This is a genomic window from Sulfuritalea hydrogenivorans sk43H (genome assembly GCF_000828635.1).
In the GTDB taxonomy this organism is placed as follows: Bacteria; Pseudomonadota; Gammaproteobacteria; order Burkholderiales; family Rhodocyclaceae; genus Sulfuritalea; species Sulfuritalea hydrogenivorans.
Window position 1 is genome coordinate 1,635,051 of record NZ_AP012547.1, and the last position, 22,589, is coordinate 1,657,639.

The 22,589-nt window shown below is 63.1% G+C and carries 20 protein-coding genes; 14 read left to right on the forward strand and 6 right to left on the reverse strand.

Going from position 1 to position 22,589, the window contains the following annotated elements:
- Positions 1 to 41 precede the first annotated feature (41 nt).
- Positions 42 to 545: a thiol peroxidase gene (gene tpx / locus SUTH_RS08015; protein ID WP_041098384.1), complete on the forward strand. Its 504-nt coding sequence runs from the start codon at positions 42 to 44 to the stop codon at positions 543 to 545.
- 71 nt (positions 546 to 616) lie between these two features.
- Here tpx and typA read toward each other — a convergent pair whose 3' ends face one another.
- Positions 617 to 2,434, reverse strand: a complete 1,818-nt coding sequence (gene typA, locus SUTH_RS08020) for a translational GTPase TypA (RefSeq protein WP_041098385.1) — start codon at positions 2,432 to 2,434, stop codon at positions 617 to 619.
- Between the two features lie 90 nt (positions 2,435 to 2,524).
- On the opposite strand from typA, the gene SUTH_RS08025 reads away from it, so the two are divergent.
- Both SUTH_RS08025 and def read left to right on the forward strand, forming a co-directional pair.
- Positions 2,525 to 3,262 (forward strand): S-methyl-5'-thioinosine phosphorylase, encoded by a 738-nt coding sequence (locus tag SUTH_RS08025; RefSeq protein ID WP_041098386.1) that lies wholly within the window; start codon positions 2,525 to 2,527, stop codon positions 3,260 to 3,262.
- The gene (def, locus tag SUTH_RS08030; RefSeq protein ID WP_041098387.1) at positions 3,259 to 3,792 is read left to right on the forward strand and encodes a peptide deformylase; all 534 of its coding nucleotides are present in this window, start codon (positions 3,259 to 3,261) and stop codon (positions 3,790 to 3,792) included. The genes SUTH_RS08025 and def overlap by 4 nt, the downstream gene beginning before the upstream one ends.
- Here def and SUTH_RS19320 read toward each other — a convergent pair.
- The 5 genes from SUTH_RS19320 to paaX all read right to left on the reverse strand — a co-directional run bounded on the left by SUTH_RS19320 (position 3,789) and on the right by paaX (position 9,735).
- Positions 3,789 to 3,989, reverse strand: a complete 201-nt coding sequence (locus SUTH_RS19320) for a hypothetical protein (protein ID WP_148312880.1) — start codon at positions 3,987 to 3,989, stop codon at positions 3,789 to 3,791. The two genes, def and SUTH_RS19320, sit on opposite strands and share 4 nt — an antisense overlap.
- A 265-nt stretch (positions 3,990 to 4,254) precedes the next feature.
- The gene (locus tag SUTH_RS08035; protein WP_052473450.1) at positions 4,255 to 5,745 is read right to left on the reverse strand and encodes a sensor domain-containing diguanylate cyclase; all 1,491 of its coding nucleotides are present in this window, start codon (positions 5,743 to 5,745) and stop codon (positions 4,255 to 4,257) included.
- 124 nt (positions 5,746 to 5,869) lie between these two features.
- Positions 5,870 to 6,271, reverse strand: coding sequence for a thioesterase family protein (locus tag SUTH_RS08040; protein ID WP_041098388.1), 402 nt, complete (start codon positions 6,269 to 6,271; stop codon positions 5,870 to 5,872).
- Between the two features lie 29 nt (positions 6,272 to 6,300).
- Positions 6,301 to 8,394, reverse strand: a complete 2,094-nt coding sequence (locus SUTH_RS08045; protein ID WP_052473451.1) for a CoA-binding protein — start codon at positions 8,392 to 8,394, stop codon at positions 6,301 to 6,303.
- A gap of 411 nt (positions 8,395 to 8,805) precedes the next feature.
- The gene (gene paaX / locus SUTH_RS08050; protein ID WP_041098390.1) at positions 8,806 to 9,735 is read right to left on the reverse strand and encodes a phenylacetic acid degradation operon negative regulatory protein PaaX; all 930 of its coding nucleotides are present in this window, start codon (positions 9,733 to 9,735) and stop codon (positions 8,806 to 8,808) included.
- Positions 9,736 to 9,961: 226 nt separating this feature from the next.
- Between paaX and fdhD the strand changes: the two genes are divergently transcribed.
- The 11 genes from fdhD (at position 9,962) to SUTH_RS08105 (ending at position 22,529) form a co-directional block, all read left to right on the forward strand.
- Entirely contained in the window at positions 9,962 to 10,777 is an 816-nt protein-coding gene (fdhD, locus tag SUTH_RS08055) for a formate dehydrogenase accessory sulfurtransferase FdhD (protein WP_041098392.1), read from the forward strand.
- A gap of 15 nt (positions 10,778 to 10,792) precedes the next feature.
- Positions 10,793 to 13,540, forward strand: a complete 2,748-nt coding sequence (locus SUTH_RS08060) for a molybdopterin-dependent oxidoreductase (protein ID WP_041098394.1) — start codon at positions 10,793 to 10,795, stop codon at positions 13,538 to 13,540.
- Positions 13,537 to 14,184 (forward strand): 4Fe-4S dicluster domain-containing protein, encoded by a 648-nt coding sequence (locus tag SUTH_RS08065; RefSeq protein WP_041098396.1) that lies wholly within the window; start codon positions 13,537 to 13,539, stop codon positions 14,182 to 14,184. The genes SUTH_RS08060 and SUTH_RS08065 overlap by 4 nt, the downstream gene beginning before the upstream one ends.
- Complete coding sequence (locus SUTH_RS08070; RefSeq protein ID WP_052473452.1) at positions 14,181 to 15,101, forward strand: DmsC/YnfH family molybdoenzyme membrane anchor subunit; 921 nt, start codon at positions 14,181 to 14,183, stop codon at positions 15,099 to 15,101. Before SUTH_RS08065 ends, SUTH_RS08070 begins: the two co-directional genes overlap by 4 nt.
- Positions 15,102 to 15,164: 63 nt before the next feature.
- On the forward strand, positions 15,165 to 15,737 hold the full coding sequence (gene padE / locus SUTH_RS08075) for an NADH-dependent phenylglyoxylate dehydrogenase subunit gamma (RefSeq protein ID WP_041098398.1): 573 nt from the start codon (positions 15,165 to 15,167) through the stop codon (positions 15,735 to 15,737).
- Positions 15,734 to 16,033 carry an NADH-dependent phenylglyoxylate dehydrogenase subunit delta gene (gene padF, locus SUTH_RS08080; RefSeq protein ID WP_041098401.1) on the forward strand — a complete coding sequence of 100 codons (300 nt, stop codon included), beginning with the start codon at positions 15,734 to 15,736 and terminating at the stop codon, positions 16,031 to 16,033. The genes padE and padF overlap by 4 nt, the downstream gene beginning before the upstream one ends.
- Before the next feature lie 49 nt (positions 16,034 to 16,082).
- Positions 16,083 to 17,339, forward strand: a complete 1,257-nt coding sequence (padG, locus tag SUTH_RS08085; RefSeq protein WP_041098403.1) for an NADH-dependent phenylglyoxylate dehydrogenase subunit alpha — start codon at positions 16,083 to 16,085, stop codon at positions 17,337 to 17,339.
- A 2-nt stretch (positions 17,340 to 17,341) separates the two neighbouring features.
- On the forward strand, positions 17,342 to 18,595 hold the full coding sequence (gene padH, locus SUTH_RS08090) for an NADH-dependent phenylglyoxylate dehydrogenase subunit epsilon (protein WP_041098406.1): 1,254 nt from the start codon (positions 17,342 to 17,344) through the stop codon (positions 18,593 to 18,595).
- Between the two features lie 8 nt (positions 18,596 to 18,603).
- Entirely contained in the window at positions 18,604 to 19,947 is a 1,344-nt protein-coding gene (gene padI, locus SUTH_RS08095; RefSeq protein ID WP_041098408.1) for an NADH-dependent phenylglyoxylate dehydrogenase subunit beta, read from the forward strand.
- A gap of 11 nt (positions 19,948 to 19,958) precedes the next feature.
- The gene (paaK, locus tag SUTH_RS08100) at positions 19,959 to 21,269 is read left to right on the forward strand and encodes a phenylacetate--CoA ligase PaaK (protein WP_041098410.1); all 1,311 of its coding nucleotides are present in this window, start codon (positions 19,959 to 19,961) and stop codon (positions 21,267 to 21,269) included.
- A gap of 228 nt (positions 21,270 to 21,497) precedes the next feature.
- Entirely contained in the window at positions 21,498 to 22,529 is a 1,032-nt protein-coding gene (locus SUTH_RS08105) for a TRAP transporter substrate-binding protein (RefSeq protein WP_052473833.1), read from the forward strand.
- The last annotated feature ends 60 nt before the right edge of the window (positions 22,530 to 22,589 follow it).

Consider the following 22,589-nt stretch of genomic DNA (forward strand, 5'->3'; position numbering starts at 1 on the left):
CGTTTCCTTACCCCCCCAACCACCCTCAACAGGAGCTACCCATGAGTACAAAAATAACCCTGCGCGGCAACCCGGTTAACGTCGATGGCGATCTTCCCGCCCCCGGCGCGAAGGCCCCGGACTTCAAGTTGACCAGTGCGGCGCTGGCCGATGTTTCGCTCAAGGATTTTGCCGGCAAGCGCAAGGTGCTGAACATCTACCCGAGCATCGATACGCCGACCTGCGCCACATCGACCCGCAAGTTCAACGAGTCTGCCGGCGATCTGGCCAATACGGTCGTGCTCTGCATCTCCGGCGATCTGCCGTTTGCCGCCAAGCGTTTCTGCGAACTGGAAGGCCTGAAGAATGTGGCCCACCTGTCCACCTTCCGCCATCCGGAGTTCCTCAAGGCCTGGGGCGTCGCCATGGCCGACGGCCCGCTGGCCGGGCTTACCGCCCGCGCCGTGGTGGTGCTGGACGAGAACGACAAGGTGATCCACAGCGAAATGGTGCCGGAGATCGGGCAGGAGCCCAACTACGCGGCGGCGCTGAAGTCGCTCGGTTGAGACGGGCCAGAATCGGCGTCTCGTCAGCGCCGACTCTTGCATGAAAAACGGGAGCCGCGGCTCCCGTTTTCTTATGTCGTCTCGTCGCGGTTGGCGCGCTTGCGTTCGTGCTCCTTGAGGAAGCGCTTGCGCAGGCGGATCGACTTCGGGGTGATTTCGACCAGTTCGTCGTCGGCGATGAATTCGACGGCGGATTCGAGCGTCATCTGGATCGGCGGAATCAGCCGCACCGCTTCGTCGGTGCCGGACGCGCGAACGTTGGTCAGCTGCTTGCCCTTGATCGGGTTGACCACCAGGTCGTTGTCGCGGCTGTGTACGCCGATGATGATGCCTTCGTAGAGCGGGTCGCCGGGGCTGACGAACATGCGGCCGCGATCCTGCAGCTTCCACAAGGCGTAGGCGACGGCGGCGCCGTCATCCTGCGAGATCAGCACGCCGTTGCGGCGTTCGGCCATGGTGCCGGCCATCGGACCGTAGTCGTCGAAAATGTGGCTGGCCATGCCGGTGCCGCGCGTGGCCGTCAGGAACTCGCCCTGGAAGCCGATCAGGCCGCGTGCCGGGATGCGGTATTCGAGGCGGACACGACCCTTGCCGTCCGGCTCCATGTTGAGCAGCTCGCCGCGACGGCGGCCGAGCTCTTCCATGACCGTGCCCTGATGGCTGTCTTCTATGTCGACGGTCAGCAGTTCGTAGGGTTCGCACTTCTGGCCGTCGATATCCTTGAACAGCACGCGCGGGCGCGACACCGCCAGCTCGTAGCCTTCGCGGCGCATGGTTTCGAGCAGGATGGTCAGGTGCAGTTCGCCGCGCCCCGACACCAGGAATACGTCGGCATCGTCGGTTTCCTCGACGCGCAGGGCGACGTTGGCCAGCAGTTCCTTGTTGAGGCGCTCGCGAATCTGGCGGCTGGTGACGTACTTGCCTTCCTTGCCGGCCAGCGGCGAGGTGTTGACCTGGAAATTCATGGTCAGCGTCGGCTCGTCCACCACCAGCGGCGGCATGCCGACCGGAGCGGCGGGGTCGCAGATGGTGACGCCGATGCCAACCTGCTCGATGCCCGTCACCAGCACGATGTCGCCGGCTTCGGCTTCGGTCGCCTGTTCGCGTTCGAGGCCGGTGAACATCATGATCTGGCCGATCTTGGCCTTGCCCTTGCTCTCGTCACCATACATCACGGCGACTTCCTGGCCGGCCTTCATGCGGCCCTGCTGGATGCGGCCGATGCCGATGCGGCCGACATAGCTGTTGTAGTCGAGGGAGCAGATCTGCAACTGCAGGGGGCGTTCCGAGTCAACGGCGGGCTGCGGCGTATGCTTGATGATGGCTTCGTAGAGCGGGCGCATGTCGGTGCCGGGTTTGGTCGCGTCGAGCATGGCGAAGCCGTTCAAGGCGGAAGCGAAGACCACCGGAAAATCGAGCTGTTCCTCGGTCGCGCCGAGCTTGTCGAACAGGTCGAAGGTGTGGCTGATGACCCAGTCGGGGCGGGCGCCCGGACGGTCGATCTTGTTCACCACGACGATCGGCTTGAGGCCCAGCGCCAGTGCCTTGCGGGTGACGAAGCGGGTCTGCGGCATCGGGCCTTCGACGGCATCGACCAGCAGCAGCACGCCATCGACCATCGACAGCACGCGCTCGACCTCGCCGCCGAAGTCGGCGTGTCCGGGGGTGTCCACGATGTTGATGTGGGTGCCTTCGTAGTCGATGGCGCAGTTCTTCGAGAGAATGGTGATCCCGCGCTCTTTTTCGAGATCGTTGGAATCCATGACCCGTTCGGTAACGGCCTGGTGGGCAGCAAAGGTGCCGGACTGACGAAGCAACTGGTCGACCAGGGTGGTCTTGCCGTGGTCAACGTGGGCGATAATGGCGATGTTTCTGAGGGCGCGGGACATAGTGGCCTTGGTGTTGTTGCGACGCGGAAAAAGCCAAAAATTATAACACGCTTGGACTCCCGTTCCGATTGAATTTTCAGGGGATTTTTTATGCTCGGTATCATAGGCGGCAGCGGCTTGACCCAGCTGGCGAACCTCGATGTATCGCATCGCGAAGTGGTGCGCACACCTTATGGCGAGCCTTCCGGCCCGCTCACCTTCGGCCGCATCAATGGTCACGACGTGGTTTTCATCGCGCGGCACGGCTACGGCCACACCATTCCGCCGCATCTGGTGAATTACCGTGCCAACATCCATGCCCTGGAAACCTCGGGCGTGACGCAAATCGTTTCGGTGGCATCGGTCGGCGGCATACGCGGCGACCTCGGCCCCGGGGCGCTGGTGGTGCCGCACCAGATCATCGACTACACCTGGGGCCGCGAGATGACCTTCCAGTCGGGCGGCGACGGCCCGGTCATCCATGTCGATTTCACCGATCCCTACGATGCGGAAGTACGCCAGTTGCTGCTCGATGTGTCGCGCCGGATCGGCGAACCCGTGATCGACGGTGCCGTATATGCCACCACGCAGGGCCCGCGGCTGGAAACCGCCGCGGAAATCAACCGCATGGAGGATGACGGCGCGGACATCGTCGGCATGACCGGCATGCCCGAGGCCGGCCTGGCGCGCGAACTGGAGCTGCCCTACGCGGCGCTTTGCGTGGTGGCCAACTGGGCCGCTGGTCGCGCCGATTCCCGGCACGGTATCAAGTTCGAAAGCCTCGAAGCGGTACTGCAGGAAGCAATGGTCCGTGTGCGCCGGATCATCGAAGGGATTTGCGAAAAATGATCCGCGAGGTCTTGCGCATGGGCGATCCGCGCCTGCTGCGCGTGGCGCAGCCGGTGGCGGAGTTCGGCACGCCGGAGCTGGCGGCACTGTTGAAGGACATGCGCGACACCATGGCGCATCTCGATGGCGCCGGCCTGGCAGCGCCGCAGATCGGAGTGGATTTGCGCGTGGTGATTTTCGGCGGCGGCGCCAACCCCCGCTACCCGGATGCGCCGGCCGTACCCGATACGGTGCTGATCAATCCCGAACTGGTGCCGCTTTCCGCTGAAGAGGCAGAGGGCTGGGAAGGCTGTCTCTCGGTGCCCGGCTTGCGCGGCTGGGTGCCGCGCTGGAACAGCTTGCGCTATGCCGGTTTCGACGCAACCGGCCAGCGCTTCGAACGCACCGTGGATGGCTTCCACGCGCGCGTCGTGCAGCACGAATGCGACCATCTCGACGGCATCCTGTACCCGATGCGGGTGCGCGACTTCCGGCGCTTCGGGTTTATCGAAGAACTGTTTGATGGCCAGGTGCCACCGCAGGCCGATTAGCCGTAGAAGGATGACCTGACGTAAAGGTTCTGTCCGCTCGGCGTCGGCAGGATCTGAACGCTGGTGTAGGTGCGGTCGTCCGCGGCGGGAAGCGAGCAGGCCCGCAGCAATGATTCCGCAAGTTCGCGCGGCAGGCTCATGCGGGGAGCATCGTTGGGACCGATGCCGATCGTGTCCGGTGGGGTGAGAGTAAGCATGTCCGCTCCTTGCGTTTGATTGACCAGAGGCAGCCCGGAAATCGGGTCGGCCAAACTGCAAGCGGAGTAATGCAACTACTGTTCCAGCATCTGAAGCGCTGAATTGGGCTGGAATCGCGGCGCAATTCCAATCCCCTTGCTCTGTTTCGTGACGGCAGTTATTTCTGCGGCGAGAATTGCCGCCGGTTCGGCATGGTCAGAGTGGCAATACCTGCCGCCCCTTCATGGGGGGGCGCCCGGGAGTCGGCGCCGGCGTGACGCTGATTTAGAGCCTTACTGAAATAGGCTCTTGCGCCTGGCCTTGTCCGGTGGCGGCTTCCACGCGGTTGCGCCCGGCTTTCTTGGCCTCGTACAGGGCAGCATCGGCGCGATCTACCGTTTGGTCCGGGAGTTCTGTTTCCTCATATTCGCTGACGCCGATGCTGACGGTTACGTTTACCTGCCGGCCGTTCACCGCGATGGGTGTCGCCGCAATTTTCTGCCGCAGGTTTTCGGCGATGCGCGTGGCTTCGGTCAGATCGCAACCGCGCAGAACCAGCAGGAATTCCTCGCCGCCCCAGCGCACTGCGATGTCGGATTGGCGCTGGTCGTGCAGCAGCATTGCGGCAACGCTGCCAAGCACCTTGTCGCCGGCCTGATGACCATGGCGATCATTGATTTCCTTGAAGTTGTCGATGTCCGCCAGCAGCATGGCGATCGGCTGCGGCACGCGATGGTGCTCGGCCATCAGCTTGTCCATGAGGATGGCAAAGGCATGGCGGTTGAGCAGGCCCGTAAGCTTGTCGGTCGAGGCCATTTCCTCGATGCGATGCTGGTAGCGCGACAGCACGAGGTGCGTCAGGAACAGCACGATCATAGTCACCACGAGGCTGATGGCGAGATTGGTGTAGAGCGTGCGCCGGATGCCGGCGAGCGCTTGTTCCTCGTTCTGCTCGACGAACAGATACCACTTGAGTTCCGGCAGGAAGTTCACATTGAGGATATGGTTGTCGCCCTTGACCAGATACTGGTAAGACCCGGCCTTTTCCTTGAGGATGCGGTCGACCAGCGGCCCCAGGCCCGGCGTGGCGCGCAAATCGGGGGCGCGGCTGGTCTGGTTGCCGAACAGGACCACCTGGCCTTCCGTGTTCACGAAATAGATGGTGCGCTGAAAGCGCTGCTGGTAATCGTTGATCAGGCGGCGTACGGCATCGACGGTGAGGCCGATCCCCGTGGCGCCGATGTAATTGCCGGAGAAGTCGAAGACCCGGTAGTTGATGAAAATGGTCAGCGCGTCGGCATTGGCGAGATCGGGGTCGACATTGATCTCGTAATCCTGCTTCATGTCGCGCACGCGGTAGTACCAGGCATCGCGCGGCTCGTTGGGCGACACGCGCTTCAGGACGCCTTCGCCGGTGTAGTAGATCGTGCTTTTGTCGGAGACGAAAAAACTGCTGAAGGCACCGTAGCGTTCCTTCATCTCGTTGAGATAGCGGGCCATGTCGGTGACGTTGCCCTCTCCCTTGAGCACCCAGGCCCGCAGAAAGGTGTCGTTGGCCATGGTCGAGGAGATCAGCACCGGACGTACCAGATCCTTCTGGATTTCCGAGTAGATATTGCTCGCCGTGAGCGGCAGGTCCTGGCCGATGATCGCATCGCGGATCGCCTGCTTCGAAACGAAGTAGCCGAACAGGGTCGTGGCGAAGAAGCCGCTCGTGAGCAGCAGGCCCAGGGCCAGCAGCAGGCCGCGACGGTCGAATATGCGAAAGTCTTTCATGGAAAGCACATTCTATTCGATGCCGGCGGGATTGCCTCCCCCCCCCTGCGGGCGCATGGCGGGCTGGGCCCTTTTCCGCCGTGTTGCCGCTTCGAGCGGCTCGGTATTCGGGCCGTGCCGGTGCTCAGCTTGCCTTGGCGAGCTTGGCCTTCAGTCTTTGCGCCGTCTTCTCGACGCCGACAATGAAACGATTGTGCTTGCCGCGGGCCACTTCCTCCACGGAGTCGCGCGCAGTGAAGTCGAAGGAGACGGCACCGCCGTTGACCGCGGTCAGCGTCACGGTGATTTCCACCCACATGCCCAGCAGCGTGGCACCGACATGGTCCAGTTCGACCCGCGTGCCGACCGAGTCCTTGCCCGGGTCGATGTGTTCCAGCAGCAGGTCGCGGCAGGCCATCTCGATGTCGTAGAGCAGGTTGGGCGTCGAGTAGACCCGGCAGTCGTCGCCCATGAAGCTGATGGTGCGATCGCGGTCGATTTCAACGCGACGGGTGGCCGAGAGGCCGGCTTGCAGTGTTTCGCTCATGATGTGTCCTCGATTGACGTGGTTGTGATTCAGCGGCGATTCTTGAGTGAGTTCGCATACAGGCGGGCCTCGACGTAGCGCACCAGGGCACGGGTGCCGCGTGCGCAGTTGCGGAACACGCAAACGCCCTGGTCCATCAGGCCGGCGCACATGGCGTCGTAGAGTTTTCCGCCATCGACGATGCCGATGACCGGCTTTTCGTTGCCGTCGACCAGTGGCGGCATCAGATGCACCGTGCCCTTCGGGTCCGTGATGTCGAAGCCGGGGCGCAGCTTGCTTTGTTCCAGCGCCCGCACCGAGGGGGCCGTGGGGTCGAGTCCGACCACCACGGCGTCGATGTTGGGGTCCTGCAGGAAGGCTTCAACGATTTGCAGGTGGGCTTCGTCGTCGGCGCCAGGATTGATGTCGATCGGATTGCGGACCTCGACCAGCGAATTGAGCTTCTTGGCGAGCAGAATATCCTCGACATGTTTGACCGTGCCGGATTCGAGTTCGCCCATCGTCATCGCGAAGCTGTCCGATTCGATGGAGTCGGCCATGCCGACCGCCTCGAAACCCGCGCCGCTGATGGCGCCGAGGCGATTGCCGCCGATCTTTTTCTTGTGCAGCGCGCCGGCGATGTAGAACAGGTCGTCGAAGCTGTTGAAGTCCTCGGCGACGATGGCTCCCGCCTGGCGCACGACCGACTCGAACAGTGTCGGGCTGCCGGCGATGGATGCGGTGTGGCCCATGACGCCGCCCATGCCGGGTGCGGTCCTGCCGGATTTGTAGACCACCACCTGCTTGCCGTTGAGCACGGCCTTGCGCACCGCCCTGGCGAAGTCGAGGCCGTCGAGATCCTTGAAGCCTTCGATGTAGATGCCGAGCGTTTCGATTTCGGGCCGGTCGGCGAAGTAGCTCAGCATGTCGCCGTGGGTCAGGTCGGTCTGGTTGCCCAGCGCCAGCATGTAGCGCGGATCGAGCCATGGGTTCTGGCTCAGGCGGGTGATCATGAAGGCGCCGCTCTGGCTCAGCATCACCGAGTTTCTTTCGGGCTTCTTCTGCGGCTTCGGCAATCGCTCCAGCGGGATGAACCAGGAATCGTAGGAACCGGGATGGGAGACCACGCCCAGACAGTTGGCGCCGAGGAATACGGGTCCGCCACCGGGCTTGCCGTGGGCTGCATTGATGCGTGCGGCCAATGCGGCGGCAGGCTCGCGGCTGGCCCTGGTTTCCCCGAGGCTGCCCGGGATCAGCATCACCGATTCGACGGAGTCCGTTTCGATGATCTCGTCGACCAGTTCGTAGACGGCGCTGGCGGCGACCGCCACGATCAGCAGGTCGAGCTTGTGGTCCAGCGCCTTCAGGCTTTCGACACATTTGACGCCATCGATCTCGGTTTCACCGGGACGGATGATGCACAGGCGTTCCTTGCTGTAGCCGCTGCCCATCAGGTTCTTCAGGATGATGCGGCCGAAATTCATGCTGGAAGACGAGACCCCGATGATGCCGATCGAAGCCGGATGAATCAGCTTGTCGATCTTGTGAATGGGGCGGGGCAAGCGGCGAGGCGACGGGACGCCGAACTCGCAATGCGCCGCGTGTACTGTCAGCCGGTCGCCGATGGTTGCGGGATCGAGGTCCAGGCGCTGCAACGCAAATTCGGCCTCCGGGTTGCCTGGCGCAAATGCCTTGGCCAGTTCAAGCATGCTTGCAAAGCAGGCCTTGAGCTGTGCGTCGGGGAGGTCGGTGCCCTCGCGTCGGGCGATCCGGGCAAGCCTTTGATAAGCCAGCGTGCGCCTGAACAGGTCGAGAAAATTCTCGGCATCCGTGAGTTCGGTGGCGGCGTAGACCGCGGCGCGATCCTTCCTGAAATTCCCTGCGTCCAGATCGGCATCGAGTCCGCCCATTCCGGCGCTGATGACCATGCCGAATTCACGGGTGTCGTTCAGGCTGATGCGGAGCTGAACGGGCTGTGCCGGTGCTGCATCCGCGGCGTATGCGATGCCGAGGCCGGAAAGCAGGGTGCCCAGCTCGGTCTGGCTCAGAGTGACGCGCCCTGCGGCGGCGGCTTGTCCGAATAGCGCGGGCGTTGCCGGGCCTTTCGGCGCGGGATGGGTTCCCGATTGCGGGGGATTGCTCATGGTCGTGACTCCCTGGATTCCGTGTGATCAACGGATGCTGCACGGGGGCACTATAACAGATACAAAAATATCAATAAGTTTTAACTCTAATGTATCGGTTGATGTCCATCAATTTGGCTTGATTCCGGATGCGGGTGTCGCTTAAGAGCCTATTTCAGCAGGAATCGTGCCCCGCGTTGAGATCAGGATCGGATGGATGCAAGGCGCAGTGCGCCGCCAATGGTTGTTCCATTGGCAAGCGCTGCAACGGCGCAGACGCCGATCCTGGTCTCAACCCGAAGGGCCGGCTGGCGTTGGGCGCGCTGCCACGTTGTCGGTCGTTTGCAGGGATATACCCTGCGGCGCTTCCTCCGCCTCGCATCGCATCCCAACGCCAACCGGCGCGGGGTACGATTCCTACTGAAATAGGCTCTAAGTCGGCTCCAGTCCGCCGAAGCGCTCGTAGAAATAGGGTGCTGCCGGGGGCAGCGGCCCGTTGGCGGTCTCGCAGACGGAGAGCAGGTGCTGTTGTGCCAGCGGATAGGTGATGCCGTAGAGATCGCGGCACAACTGGCGGGCGACGCCGCCGCTCCAGTTGGCGGGAAGCAGCTGTGATGGCAGTTGCGGATCGTGCAGCAGGGCCCGTCGAAAGTCGTGCATGAGCAGCGTCTGCACCAGGAAACACTGCTCGGGATCGAGGCTGTTGGCGGCGCGCAAGGTACGCAGCACCGGCCTGAACAGCTCGATGAAATCGAGGTACCTGGCGGACAGGACTTCCAGGTTCCAGCAGTCATGCACCAGTTCCTGCAGCGGCTTGCTGGTCAGGGCGCTGATATTGACGGCCTTCATGGCCACGACCTTGTCGTGGGCGCCGGTTTCCTGAAGGATGTCCAGCAGCGCTTCGGTGTCCGCCGAGGGGTGCGCGAGTATGCCCGAGGCGAGCGCGCCGTAGCCGGCCCAGGCCAGATCCTTGCGCAGGGCGTCGCGCTGCGCGCCACCGAGCGAGGAGGGGATCATGACCAGTTGCCACTCGCCGGACCAGGTGTCCTGCGGCGCGAAATAGATCCGCCGGTAGGCATGTTCGAAGCGGCGCCGGCCGGAGGTAGTCAGGCTGTAATAGCTCTTGCGGCCCAGTTGCTCTGAAACCAGCCACTTCTCCTGGGACAGGCGATAAACGCTGGTCCGCACCATGCGTTCGTTGAGGCCGAGCGGCTGGACCAGGCGAATGAAACTGCCGAGCCAGACGGTGCCGCCATGCGGGGCGATGAAGTCGCCATACACCGTGATGATCAGCGAATTGGCGCGAGTTGGATGCTGATCGAGGAAGTCCTTGATCCATTGGCTGATATGTCGACTCTTCACATTGTTCCTCTATGAGGGCCTGAGCATGCCGACAACAGGGCGGCTTGATCCGCGGGTGGATCCGGCCTGGCGCTGCATCGGGCGAAGCCGGGAATGCAAACCGCTTGAGTGCGCAGTATAAGACAACTCTAATGTGATACAAAATTATTGTATTTAATCTTGGTAAAGTGTATCGTAATGGCAGTAGGGGTAAGTTTGATTGCTTCCATTTCAGGCGAGGCGGGCAATGCGACACGAAGCGGGTGTGGGCATCGAGGCACATAACAGATACGGCGCTTGTCGCTGGGACGGCGGCATTGCCACGCATTCGGACGAGACGGTGGCGGAAGAAGTGCCGGTGGCGCTGGTCTATAACGGCATCTCGCATGCCGTGATGCTGGCCACGCCGTTGGACCTCGAAGACTTTGCCCTGGGTTTCAGCCTGAGCGAATGCATCGTCGGCCGTGCCGGCGAAATCCACGATCTGGAAATCGTCGAGCGCGACAACGGCATCGAAGTCCATATGCAGCTCTCCGCCGAGCGCGCCCATGTCCTCAAGCAGCATCGGCGGACACTGGCCGGTCGCACCGGTTGCGGCCTCTGCGGTTCGGAAAGCCTCGATCAACTGGCAAAGCGGGCGACTACGGTCCGGTCTTCCGCGGTGTTGAACACCGGTGCCTTGCCGCGTGCCTTGTCGGCACTGCAGGAAATGCAGCAGTTGTTTGAATTGACGGGGGCGGTGCATGCCGCCGCCTGGTGCGACTTCCACGGCGGCATCGACCTGGTGCGGGAGGACGTCGGGCGCCACAACGCGCTCGACAAGCTGATCGGTTCCCTGGCGTCGCAGCGCAAGAGCTTTGACAGCGGCTTTGTCCTCATGACCAGCCGCGCCAGTTACGAAATCGTGCAGAAAGCAGCGGCTGTCGGCATCGCGGTGGTAGCCGCGGTTTCGGCGCCGACCGGCATGGCGGTCAGGGTGGCGGTCGACTCTGGCGTCACGCTGATCGGTTTTGCCCGTGGTGAGCGGCACTGTGTCTATTCGCATCCCGAACGCGTTCATTAGTCGAGGAATCCGAGCATGGAAGCGCAAGCCAAGTCAGTCAAACGGGTTCCGACCTACTGCTACAACTGCGTGTCGGGCCCCGACCTGATGAACATCAAGGTGGTCGATGGCATCGCCACCGAGGTCGAGCCGAATTTCGCCGCCGCGGACGTGCACCCGGCCAAGGGGCGGGTCTGCGTCAAGGCCTATGGCCTGGTGCAGAAGACCTACAACCCCAACCGCATCCAGACCCCGATGAAGCGCACCAACCCGAAGAAGGGGCGCAACGAGGATCCGGGTTTCGTGCCGATATCCTGGGACGAGGCGCTCGACATCGTGGCGGGCAAGCTCAAGGCCGTGCGCGCCAAGGGCCTGCTCGACGAGGCGGGCCTGCCGCGGGTGGCGGTCAGCCTCGGCCACGGCGGCACGCCGTCGAATTACATGGGCACTTTTCCGGCTTTCCTCGCCGCCTGGGGCGAAGTGGATTTCAGCTTCGGTTCCGGCCAGGGCGTCAAGTGCGTGCATTCCGAGCATCTCTACGGCGAGTTCTGGCATCGCGGCTTCACCGTCGCCGCCGATACGCCGAACTGCCGCTACAACATCGCCGTCGGCGCCAACGTCGATGTCACGGGGGGGCCCTGCGCCGTGATCCGCCATGCCGATGCGCGCGTGCGCGGCTACAAGCGCGTGCAGGTCGAGCCGCACCTGACGGCGACGGGCGCCTGCTCCGCCGAATGGGTACCGATCCGGCCCAAGACCGATCCGGCTTTCCTCTTCGCCCTGATCCACGTGCTGGTGCGCGAGAACGGGCTGGAAAAGCTCGACATTCCCTTCCTGCGCGACCGTACCGCTTCGCCCTATCTGGTGGCGCCCGACGGCCTCTATCTGCGCGATCCGCAAAACGGCAAGCCACTGGTATGGGATGAAACCACGGCCAGCGCCGTGCCGCACGACACGCCGGGCGCACGGCCCGCCGTTGCCGGCGCCTACCGCGTCGCCCATGCAGTCGTGGTCGATGCCGACAAGGAGCGGCGCGAGTATGCGGACGTCGAAGGCAAGACCGCCTACGAAATGCTGGCGCGGCACATCGACAAATACACGCCGGAGTGGGCCGAGAGCATCTGCGACGTGAAGGCGGAAACCATACGCCGCATCGCCAACGAATACCTTGCAGCCGCCGGCATCGGCGAGACCATCGAAATCGACGGCAAGACCCTGCCGCTGCGACCGGTCGCGGTGACGCTGGGCAAGTCGGTGAACAACGGCTGGGGCGCCTACGAATGCTGCTGGGCGCGCACCGTGCTCGCGGCGCTGGTGGGTGCGCTGGAAAACCCGGGCGGCCTGGTCGGCACCACGGTGCGGCTCAACAAGTCGCGCGACAACCGCCATCTCTCGGTGAAGCCGGGCGATGACGGCTTCATGGTCCAGTATTTCAACCCGACCACCAAGGAAGAATGGCAGGCGGCGCCCTCGACGCGCAACCTGCACCAGACCCTGGTGCCCATCGTCGGCCACAACGGCGCCTGGAGCCAGGCCCTCGGCCCCACGCAACTGGCCTGGATGTTCCAGGGCGAGCGTCCCGACGACTGGACCATGCCGATGCCGACGCTGCCGGAAGTATGGCTGGTGTATCGGTCGAATCCGTCGATTTCCTTCTGGGACACGCGTCACCTGGCGGAGATCGCGGCGAAGTTTCCCTTCATGGCCTGCGTCGCCTACACGGTGGATGAGACCAACTACATGGCCGACGTGCTGCTGCCCGAGGCGACCGACCTCGAATCGACGCAGATGATCCGCATGGGTGGCACCAAGTACATGGAGCAGTTCTGGGACCACAGGGGTGTGGTGCTGCGCCAGAAGGCCGTCGAACCGCAGGGCGAGGCGCGCGATTTCACCTGGATCACCACCGAGCTGGCCAAGCGCACCGGCCTGCTCGAACCCTACGTGAATGCCATCAACAAGGGTGTTTCCGGGGTGTCGCCGCTGAAGGGCGAGGGCTACGACTTCAGCCTCGACACGGCGGTCGAGCCCGCCCCCGAAAAAATCTGGGACGCGGTCTGCCGCGCCGCGACCGTAACGCTGTCCGAAGGCCGCGAGGAACACGACCTCGAATGGTTTCGCGAGCACGGCTTCTATACCGTGCCGATGTCGCGCCTCGACTGGTACCTGACGCCGACCATGGAAAAGCACGGCCTGCGTTATGAACTGCCCTATCAGGAACGCTTGCTGCTTGCCGGTCGCGAACTCGGTCGTCGCCTGCATGAGAGCAAGATGAACTGGTGGGATGAGCAGCTCTCCGAATACACCGCGCTGCCGGAGTGGCACGACGTGCCGGGGCGCTGGATCCGCAATCTGGAAAAGAGCGGGGCCAGGGCCGAGGACTTCCCCTTCTGGCTGCTGACCACCAAGAGCATGCAATACCACGCCGGCGGCAACGCGGCGATCGAGGTCATGCACGAAGTGGCGCAGAACCTGCGCGGTCACGCCGGCGTCATCATCAACGCCAAAACGGCGGCCTCGCTCGGCATCGCCGAAGGCGATCGCGTCGAGGTGCGCTCCCACATCGGCGCCACCTACGGCAAGGCCGCGCTGGCGCAGGGCGTGCGCCCCGACACGCTGGTGATCATCGGCCAGTTCGACCATTGGGCGACGCCCTTTGCCAAGACGATGGAGGCGCCCAGCCTCAACAGCATTGCACCGATGTCGCTGGACCTGACGGATGCCACGGGCTCGGGCGCCGACATCGTGCGGGTCAGCGTACGCCGCATGGAGGCTTCGGCATGACACGTTATGTGATGACCATCGACCTTCGCCGTTGCGTCGGCTGCCAGACCTGCACCGCGGCCTGCAAGGGTGCCAATGCGACGCCCCCGGGCATCCAGTGGCGGCGCGTGCTCGACATCGAAAGCGGCGAATTTCCCGATGTGAAGCGCAGCTTCCTGCCGGTCGCCTGCATGCACTGCGCCAACCCGCCCTGCGAAGAGGTCTGCCCAACCCAGGCCACCACCAGGCGCGCGGACGGCTTGGTGGCGATCGACTATGACCTCTGCATCGGCTGCGCCAACTGCGTCATGGCCTGCCCCTATGACGCCCGCTCCATCGTCCATGAGCCGCGCTACGCCTACAACGACACGGCGATGGCGTCGGAAGCCAAGCGTTTCGATCCGGACCGCATCGGCGTTTCGATGAAATGCACCTTCTGCAAGGATCGCATCGACCACGCGGCAGTCAGCGGCCAGATTCCCGGCGTCGATCACGAGGTGACGCCGGCCTGTGTCAATTCCTGCATCTCCGGCGCGATGGGCTTCGGCGACATCGAGGACCCGGAAAGCGGCGTCAGCCGCCTGCTCGCGGAAACACAGCATTTCCGCATGCACGAAGAACTGGGCACCGAACCCGGCGTGTATTACATCTGGGACAAGTCATGAAGATATCCGCACTTCGTGCCGCCGAGCTCGCCGCGCCCAAGCAGCAGCGCAACTGGGACTGGCGCGCCGCCGCCAACTTCATCTGCGGCGGCGCCGGCGGCGGCCTGCTGTTCTGGGCGGCATTCGCCGGCCTCGACCCTGTTGCGCTACGGGTCGCCGTGCTGCTGGGCCTCGCACTCATCGCCGGTGGTTTGACCTGCGTCTGGTTCGAAATCGGGCGTCCCTGGCGCGCGCTCAACGTCTATCGCCACATCGCGACCTCGTGGATGACGCGCGAGGCGGTGGTGGCCTTGCTGGTGTTCGCCGCCGGCGGACTGGCGTTGCTGACGGCCAACGCGCTGCCGGCCTTGTTTGCCGGAGTTCTCGGCCTCGGCTTTCTCTATAGCCAGGCGCGCATCCTGGCGGCGAACAAGGGGATTCCGGCCTGGCGCAATCGGCGCAGCATTCCGCTGATGGTCGCCACCGGCCTCGCTGAAGGCGCCGGCTTTCTCGCCTGCGTGCTGTCGCTGACGTCCGCCGGGGCCGGCCTCCCGATGCTGGTGGGCCTGATCGTGCTGATCGGCGCCCGCGCATTGTTCTGGCACAGGTATCTCGGCGCGCTGGTTGCCGACGGCGCACCCGACGCAACGCTGAAGGTACTGGGCGGGATTGCCGCACGGCTTGCGGTATTCGGGCATATCCTGCCGGCATTGTTTGTCATGGCGGCTGTGGCGGGGATGCCGGGACGGGGCGGGCTGGTCTTTGTCGCCGGCATCATGGCGGTTGCCGGGGGCTGGTTCCTGAAGTTCACCCTGGTGCGGCGCGCGGCGTATACCCAGGGACTCGCATTGCAGCACATGCCCATGCGCGGGCAGGGAGCGGCGGGAGCCGCCGCAAAGCCCGGCTGGAAGGCGATGCCGGGGGCCAAGGCAGGTTAGCCGGTTTCGGCAAGAAGAACAGGGAGTGGGGCCAAAGAGCCTCATCGCATCGGAGGAGACGGAATGTACGAAGTACGCTTTCATGGCCGGGGAGGGCAGGGCGCCGTTACGGCGGCGGCCATGCTTGCGGCCGCGTTACTGGAAGAGGGCAAGTTCGCGGTATCGATTCCGTCCTTCGGCTTCGAGCGGCGCGGCGCGCCGGTGGTTTCCTTCCTGCGCTGCAGCGATCGCGAGATCCGCCAGCTCACCAACATCTACACGCCCGATTGCCTGATCTGCGTCGATCCGACGCTGGCCAGAACCGTGGATATCTTCGGCGGGCTCAAGCCGGGCGGCACGCTGGTGCAGGCGACCAACAAGCCGCTGGCGGAGGTGGCGCTGTCACCCAACGTCGCCACGGTCGGTCTCTGCGATGCGATCGGGATTGCCTTGCAGATATTCAGCAAGCCGATCACCAATACCCTGATGTTGGGCGCATTCGCCAGGACGACCGGCGTGGTGTCGCTGGATGCCTTGAAGCGCTCGCTGGAAGATTCGGATTTTCGTGACGCCGGGCTGAAGCAAAACTTGCTTGCGCTTGAGCGCGGCTACAACGAAACCACCGTGCATACGATAGAACGGAGGGCCGCGGCATGAGCCGGCATGAGAGCTATCCGCTATTCAATCTGAAGCAGGCGAATGTGCCGGACGACCTTTGCCCGGTCGCCACCGAAGTCAGCCCGATGCTGCCCGGTGACTGGCGCAGCATGCGGCCCGTGGTCGATCGCGACAAGTGCGTCAAGTGCGCCGTGTGCTGGCTGTATTGCCCGGTGCAATGCGTCGAGGAAAAGCCGGCCTGGTTCGATTTCAACCTGAAGACCTGCAAGGGCTGCGGCATCTGCGCCAATGAGTGCCCGCAGCGCGCGATCACCATGATTCCGGAGGCGACATGAGCCTGAATCGCCGTAACGCCAGCGCCGACTCTTACGCTTCGGAGGCCGCATGACTACCGCCACGCTTGAAACGCCGAATCAGACGAAACCGGCGAAGCAGAAGGTCATCCTCTGCGAAGGTAACGAGGCCGCCGCATTGGGCGTCGCCCTGGCGCGGCCTGACATGGTCGCCGTGTATCCGATTACGCCGCAGTCCTCGCTGGTCGAGCACGTCGCCAAGCTGATCGCCGACGGCCGCATGGATGCCGACATCGTCGATGCCGAGGGTGAGCATTCGGTGCTCTCCGTGCTGCAAGGCGGGGCACTCGCCGGCGCGCGGACCTACACCGCGACCTGCGGTCCCGGCCTTGCCTTCATGTTCGAACCCTATTTCCGTACTTCCGGCATGCGCCTGCCGATCGTCATGTCCATCGTCACGCGCGACGGCATCACGCCGCAGTCGGTGTGGGGCGGGCACCAGGATGCGATGACGGTGCGCGAGGTGGGCTGGGTGCAGGTGTATTGCGAGACGGTGCAGGAAGTGCTCGACACCACCATCATGGCCTTCAAGATCGCCGAACACCACGACGTGATGCTGCCGGTGAATGTCTGCCTCGATGGCAACTACCTTTCCTACGGAACCTCGCGCGTCGAACTGCCTGACCAGGCCGAGGTCGATGCCTTCATGGGCGTCAAGGATGTGAACTGGCATGTCGCGCTCGATCCGCTGCGGCCGATGGCGGTCGATCCGCTGACCGGCGGTTCGGGTGGCAAGGGGCCGTCGACTTTCGTCCGCTACCGCAAGGGACAGTGCAAGGGCATGCAGAACTCGCTGCGCGTGATCGAGGAAGTGCATGCGGAATGGGCGCAGCGTTTCGGTCGCAGTTTCGCGCCGCTGGTCGAGGAGTACCGGCTCGACGGCGCCGACTATGCGATCATGACCCTGGGCAGCATGACGGGCGCGGCCAAGGATGCGATCGACGAGGCGCGCGACGCCGGCAAGAACGTAGGCCTGATCAAGCTCAAGACCTTCAGCCCCTTCCCGGTGGAGGCGCTGCTGAAATCCCTCAACAAGATTCAGGCGCTGGGCGTGGTCGATAGATCGGTCGGCTTCCGCTGGAACTGCGGGCCGATGTACCAGGAGACCATGGGCGTGCTCTATCGCCTCGGGCGCCACGTGCCGTCGATGAGCTTCATCGGCGGCCTGGCCGGTGCCGACATCACGGTGGGGCATTTCCATCGCGTCATCGAGGCCACGGAAAAACTGCTGAGCAGCCCCAGTGTCACGATGACGATCGAGCCGGTCTGGCTCAACGAGAAGGATTGACCATGGAACAGACCAAATACCTGGTGGTCGGCAGCAGCCATGCGGCGCTCGAAGCCGTGACGGCGATTCGCATGCATGACCCGGAAGGCAGCCTGACGCTGCTGACGCGAGATCCGCATCTGCCATATTCGCCGACCGTGCTGCCCTATGTCGTTTCAGGCCGTTCCGCGCCCGATGGCATTTTCCTGCGCGACGAGAAGTTTTTTGCCGACAATCATGTTGCGCTGAAGCGTGGCACGGCGTTGAAATTCCTGCACGCGGAACGCAATGCCGCCGAGCTTGCCGATGGCAGCGAAATCGCCTACGAGAAAATTCTGCTTGCCACTGGCGCATCGCCCGCGATTCCGCCGATTCCAGGTATCGATCAGGTGTCGTATCACGTGCTGCGTACACTCGACGACGCGACCAAACTGGGTGCGGCGATCAAGCGCTCGAAACAGGCTGTGGTTCTGGGCGCGGGGCTGGTCGGCATGCATGCCGCAGAGAATCTGGTGAAAGTCGGCGCTGGCGTTACGGTGGTCGAGATGGCAAAACAGCTCACCGACGGCTATTTCGACCCGGTCGCCGCGCAACTGATAGAAAAGGCCTTCACCGACAACGGCGCCAGAATCCTGACCGGCAGCCGCGTTGTGAAACTCGCCCCATCTGCCATTGGCGTCACGCTGACGCTGGAAAACGGCACCACGCTGGAAGCCGACTTGCTGCTGGTGGCCACCGGCGTCAGGCCGAACATGGACTATCTGGCCGGGAGCCGGGTTGAGCAGGACAAGGGCATTCTCGTCAGCGACAGCATGCAGACCAGCGTCGCCAATGTCTGGTCAGCCGGCGATTGCGCCCAGGCCAGGGGATTCTTCACCGACGCCAAAGTGATGAACGCGATCCTGCCGGACGCCACCGAGCAGGGCCGCATCGCCGGCATGGCGATGGCGGGCGATCCCGGGCTGAAGGCTTATCCGGGAGGCGTGCCGCTCAACACCTATCACTTCTTCGGCCGCCATGCGATTTCGGTCGGGTCGAGCAAGGTGCCCGAAGGCGCCGAGGTGGTGACACGATTCGACGAGGCCAGCGGTCGTTACCTCAAGGTGATTTTCAACGAGGGACGCCTGCTGGGCATCTATGGCGTCAATGAGTTCTTCGACGGCGGCGTGATGTGCCAGCTGATCCTGCGGCGCGTCGATCTCTCGCCGGTGAAGGAACGCTTCGTCGCGAATCCGCTGCTGGTCGGCCGCGAACTGATGTCGAAACTCTGGCGCTAGGACAGATCATGACAAGAGCCTACAACACCATCGCTTTCGACGCCGCCAAATGCGATGGCTGCGGCGACTGCATGACGGCCTGCGCCACGGCGAAAGTCGGCGTTGGCGACACGGCGCGTTCGCGCATCCAGATCGTCGGCAGTGCCGATGACGGTTTTGAACTGGCGCTATGCCGCCAGTGCGGCGACCCCAAATGCGTCACGGTCTGCCCGGCCGGCGCCTTGACCAAGGACGGCCTCAGCGGGGTCATCGCCTGGGATGGCGCAAAGTGCGTCGATTGCCTGCTGTGTACCGTCGGCTGCGCCTACGCCGGCATCGCGCTCGACGCGGGAACCGGCCACGTCGCCAAGTGCGACACCTGCGACGGTGCCCCCGCTTGCGTGCCGGCCTGCCCGCACGAGGCGCTGACCTACGTGACGACCTCGCGCATCTACAACGAAGTCGGCGACTGGGAGGACCTTTTCGCTCCGGGGCTGGCCGGTTGCCAGGGCTGCAATACCGAACTGCTGATGCGCCACACGCTGCGCCGCGTGGGGCCGGAGACGGTACTGGCGACGCCACCGGGCTGCGTGCCGGGCATGGGCTCGGTCGGCTTCAACGGCACCACCGGCACCAAGGTTCCGGTCTTCCATCCGCTGCTGACCAACACCGCCGCCATGCTGGCCGGCATCAAGCGCCAGTACAAGCGCGTCGGCCGCGATGTCACCGCGCTGGCCATTGCCGGCGACGGCGGTGCTTCGGACGTTGGATTCCAGTCGTTGTCCGGTGCCGCCGAGCGCAACGAGCAGATCCTGTTCATGGTGGTCGATAACGAGGGTTACATGAATACCGGCATGCAGCGGTCGAGCTGTACGCCTTACGGCGCCTGGACTTCGACCACGCCGGTGGGGCAGGGCTCGGGCGGCATGCCCTCGCAGGGCAAGACGCAGGACGCCAAGAATCTGCCGCTGATCATGGTCAACCATCGCTGCGAATATGTGGCGACGGCCTCGACCGCGTACATGGAAGACCTTTACGAAAAGCTCGACAAGGCCATCCAGGCCTCGAAGCGCGGTTTTGCCTACCTGCATGTCTATTCGCCCTGCACCACGGGCTGGCGCTTTCCTACCGACCAGAACATGGAAGTGGCGCGCAAGGCGGTGGAAACCAATTTTGTGATGCTCTGGGAGTACACCCCCGGCGACGGTCTGCAATTCACCCGGCCGGTGGATGACCCGCTGCCGGTGACCGACTATCTGAAGGCGATGGGGCGCTTCCGCCACCTGAGCCCCGATCAGATTTCACACATTCAGTCCAAGGTCGTGGAAAATCTCGCTTTCGTCAAACAAATGGCTCATCGACAAGGCGCATAAGGGGAGAGCAAATGAGCAAGCAGGACAGCAATCTGGAACCGATCGAGAAGGCAAGCCGGGACGAACTGCAGGCGCTGCAGCTGAAGCGCATGCAGTGGTCGCTGCAGCATGTCTACGACAACGTGCCGCACTATCGGCAGAAATACGATGCCGCCGGGGTGCACCCCGGCGACCTGAAGCAGTTGTCCGATCTGGCGAAGTTTCCCTTCACGACCAAGCTCGACCTGCGCGATACCTATCCGTATGGCATGTTCGCGACGCCGATGAAGGATGTGGTGCGCGTCCATGCGTCGTCGGGCACCACCGGCAAGCCGACGGTGGTCGGCTACACGAAGAACGACATCGCGATGTGGGCGCAACTGATGGCGCGTTCGATGCGCGGCGCCGGCTGTTCGGCGGACGACATCATCCTCAATTCCTACGGCTACGGCCTGTTTACCGGCGGCCTCGGCGCCCATTACGGCGGCGAATTCCTGGGCGCCACGGTGATCCCGATGTCCGGCGGCCAGACCGAGAAGCAGGTGCAGCTGATCCAGGATTTCAAGCCCACGGTGATCATGTGTACGCCGTCCTATGTGCTGACCATCGCCGACGAAATGATCAAGCAGGGCATGAAGCCGAATGGAAGCACCCTGCGCGTCGGCCTGTTCGGCGCGGAGCCCTGGACCAACGAAATGCGGCGCGAAATCGAGGAGCGCCTCGGCATCGATGCCGTTGACATCTACGGCCTGTCGGAAGTCATGGGCCCGGGAGTCGCCTGCGAATGCGTCGAAACCAAGGACGGTCCGCACATCTGGGAAGACCATTTCTATCCCGAGATCATTCATCCGGAAACCGGCGAAGTGCTGCCCGACGGCGAAATCGGCGAGCTGGTGTTTACCTCGCTGTCCAAGGAAGCGCTGCCCATCATCCGTTACCGCACCCGCGACCTGACGCGGCTCTTGCCGGGAACCGCCCGTACCATGCGGCGCATGGAAAAGATCACCGGTCGCAGCGACGACATGCTGATCATTCGCGGCGTGAATGTGTTCCCGACGCAGATCGAAGAGGTCCTGCTGAAGAACCCGAACCTGTGTGCCCAGTATCAATTGCAGGTGTCGCGCGACGGACATCTCGACAAGCTGGATGTCTACGTCGAGGTGCGTGCCGATCTTTCGAGTTCGATCGGCGAACAGAAGCGTCGCGAGATCGGCGCCGAGGTGAAGCACCATATCAAGGCCCTGGTGGGGGTCAGCGCCGATGTCCACGTCGTGGAAACCGACAAGGTCGAAAGAACCCTGGTGGGTAAGGCCAAGCGGGTCATCGACCGGCGGCCAAAATAGACTGTTATTTTTGATAAACCCCACCGCAGTTAATGTATTATTCTTCTATATGCCCGCAAAAGAATAATGCACTATAGTGCATGCAGTAAGTGTATTGCTTTGAGGAAACAGGTTCAGGATCACCCGGTCACCCGAATCGAAAGAGTTCAGCGCAGGAAGATGGTCGTTTTGTAGCACCCATGCAATTTAAATAAGGCGATCCATTCGCCAACTAAAGAGGAGATGCAGATGAAGAAACTACTGGCAAAAACCATGATCGCGGCGTCAATCGCCGGAAGCGCACTGGCAGTTCAGGCTCAGGAAGTAACGCTCAAGATCCATCACTTCCTTTCGCCGACGACGTTCATCCAGGTCGGTGTGTTCGAGCCGTGGTGCGCGAAGCTGGGCAAGGAATCTGGCAACAAGATCAAGTGCCAGATCTATCCGGCCATGCAGTTGGGCGGCACGCCGCCACAGCTCTTCGACCAGGCCAAGGATGGCGTCGCCGACATCGTCTGGACGGTGCCCGGCTATGCAGCCGGCCGCTTTCCCCTGTCGCAGGTTTTCGAGTTGCCCTTCACCATGACCAACGCCGAAGCCACCAGTCGCGCTGCCTGGGAGTTCGTGCAAACCTATGCCAAGCAGGAGTTCAAGGACGTGCATCTGCTGGCTGCCCACGTGCATGGCCCCGGCTACATGTTCACCACCAAGAAGCAGATGAACACCATGGCCGACTTCAAGGGCATGAAGTTCCGCGCCCCGACACCGTTGACCAACAAGATGCTCGCCATGCTGGGCGCCACGCCGGTCGGAATGCCGGTTCCGGCGATTCCCGAAGCCTTGTCCAAGGGCGTGATCGAAGGTGCCGTGATTCCGTATCAGGTCGCTCCCAGTCTCAAGGTGCATGAACTGGTCAAGTTCGCCACGGAAACTGATCCCAAGTATCCGGCCCTTTACACGACGTTCTTCGTGGTTGCGATGAACAAGGCCAAATACGACTCACTGCCAGCCGATCTGAAGAAGGTGATCGACAACAACTCGGGCATCGAGTTTTCGGCCATGGCCGGTCGTGTGCAGGAAGCGGATGATGCTCCCGGGCGCCAGAAGTTCAAGGAGGCCGGTGTGACCATCAATACCATCCCGGCGGCGGAACTTGCAAAATGGAAGAAGGCCACTGATAGCCTCGACGACGACTGGATGGCCAACGCCACCAAGCTCGGCCATGACGGTCCCAAGCTCTACAAGGCGGCACAGGATCTGATCAAGAAACACACCAAGTAAGTCTGGCGTCACCAGGCCGGGTACCGATTTGTTTCGGTCCCCGGTTTTTCTGCGCGGCTG

What these genes read in the sequence shown, in the direction of transcription:
- tpx (WP_041098384.1), top strand. Translation starts at nt 42, where the DNA reads ATGAGTACAAAAATAACCCTGCGCGGCAACCCGGTTAACGTCGATGGC.
- typA (WP_041098385.1), bottom strand. Translation starts at nt 2,434, where the DNA reads ATGTCCCGCGCCCTCAGAAACATCGCCATTATCGCCCACGTTGACCAC.
- SUTH_RS08025 (WP_041098386.1), top strand. Translation starts at nt 2,525, where the DNA reads ATGCTCGGTATCATAGGCGGCAGCGGCTTGACCCAGCTGGCGAACCTC.
- def (WP_041098387.1), top strand. Translation starts at nt 3,259, where the DNA reads ATGATCCGCGAGGTCTTGCGCATGGGCGATCCGCGCCTGCTGCGCGTG.
- SUTH_RS19320 (WP_148312880.1), bottom strand. Translation starts at nt 3,989, where the DNA reads ATGCTTACTCTCACCCCACCGGACACGATCGGCATCGGTCCCAACGAT.
- SUTH_RS08035 (WP_052473450.1), bottom strand. Translation starts at nt 5,745, where the DNA reads ATGAAAGACTTTCGCATATTCGACCGTCGCGGCCTGCTGCTGGCCCTG.
- SUTH_RS08040 (WP_041098388.1), bottom strand. Translation starts at nt 6,271, where the DNA reads ATGAGCGAAACACTGCAAGCCGGCCTCTCGGCCACCCGTCGCGTTGAA.
- SUTH_RS08045 (WP_052473451.1), bottom strand. Translation starts at nt 8,394, where the DNA reads ATGAGCAATCCCCCGCAATCGGGAACCCATCCCGCGCCGAAAGGCCCG.
- fdhD (WP_041098392.1), top strand. Translation starts at nt 9,962, where the DNA reads ATGCGACACGAAGCGGGTGTGGGCATCGAGGCACATAACAGATACGGC.
- SUTH_RS08060 (WP_041098394.1), top strand. Translation starts at nt 10,793, where the DNA reads ATGGAAGCGCAAGCCAAGTCAGTCAAACGGGTTCCGACCTACTGCTAC.
- SUTH_RS08065 (WP_041098396.1), top strand. Translation starts at nt 13,537, where the DNA reads ATGACACGTTATGTGATGACCATCGACCTTCGCCGTTGCGTCGGCTGC.
- SUTH_RS08070 (WP_052473452.1), top strand. Translation starts at nt 14,181, where the DNA reads ATGAAGATATCCGCACTTCGTGCCGCCGAGCTCGCCGCGCCCAAGCAG.
- padE (WP_041098398.1), top strand. Translation starts at nt 15,165, where the DNA reads ATGTACGAAGTACGCTTTCATGGCCGGGGAGGGCAGGGCGCCGTTACG.
- padF (WP_041098401.1), top strand. Translation starts at nt 15,734, where the DNA reads ATGAGCCGGCATGAGAGCTATCCGCTATTCAATCTGAAGCAGGCGAAT.
- padG (WP_041098403.1), top strand. Translation starts at nt 16,083, where the DNA reads ATGACTACCGCCACGCTTGAAACGCCGAATCAGACGAAACCGGCGAAG.
- padH (WP_041098406.1), top strand. Translation starts at nt 17,342, where the DNA reads ATGGAACAGACCAAATACCTGGTGGTCGGCAGCAGCCATGCGGCGCTC.
- padI (WP_041098408.1), top strand. Translation starts at nt 18,604, where the DNA reads ATGACAAGAGCCTACAACACCATCGCTTTCGACGCCGCCAAATGCGAT.
- paaK (WP_041098410.1), top strand. Translation starts at nt 19,959, where the DNA reads ATGAGCAAGCAGGACAGCAATCTGGAACCGATCGAGAAGGCAAGCCGG.
- SUTH_RS08105 (WP_052473833.1), top strand. Translation starts at nt 21,498, where the DNA reads ATGAAGAAACTACTGGCAAAAACCATGATCGCGGCGTCAATCGCCGGA.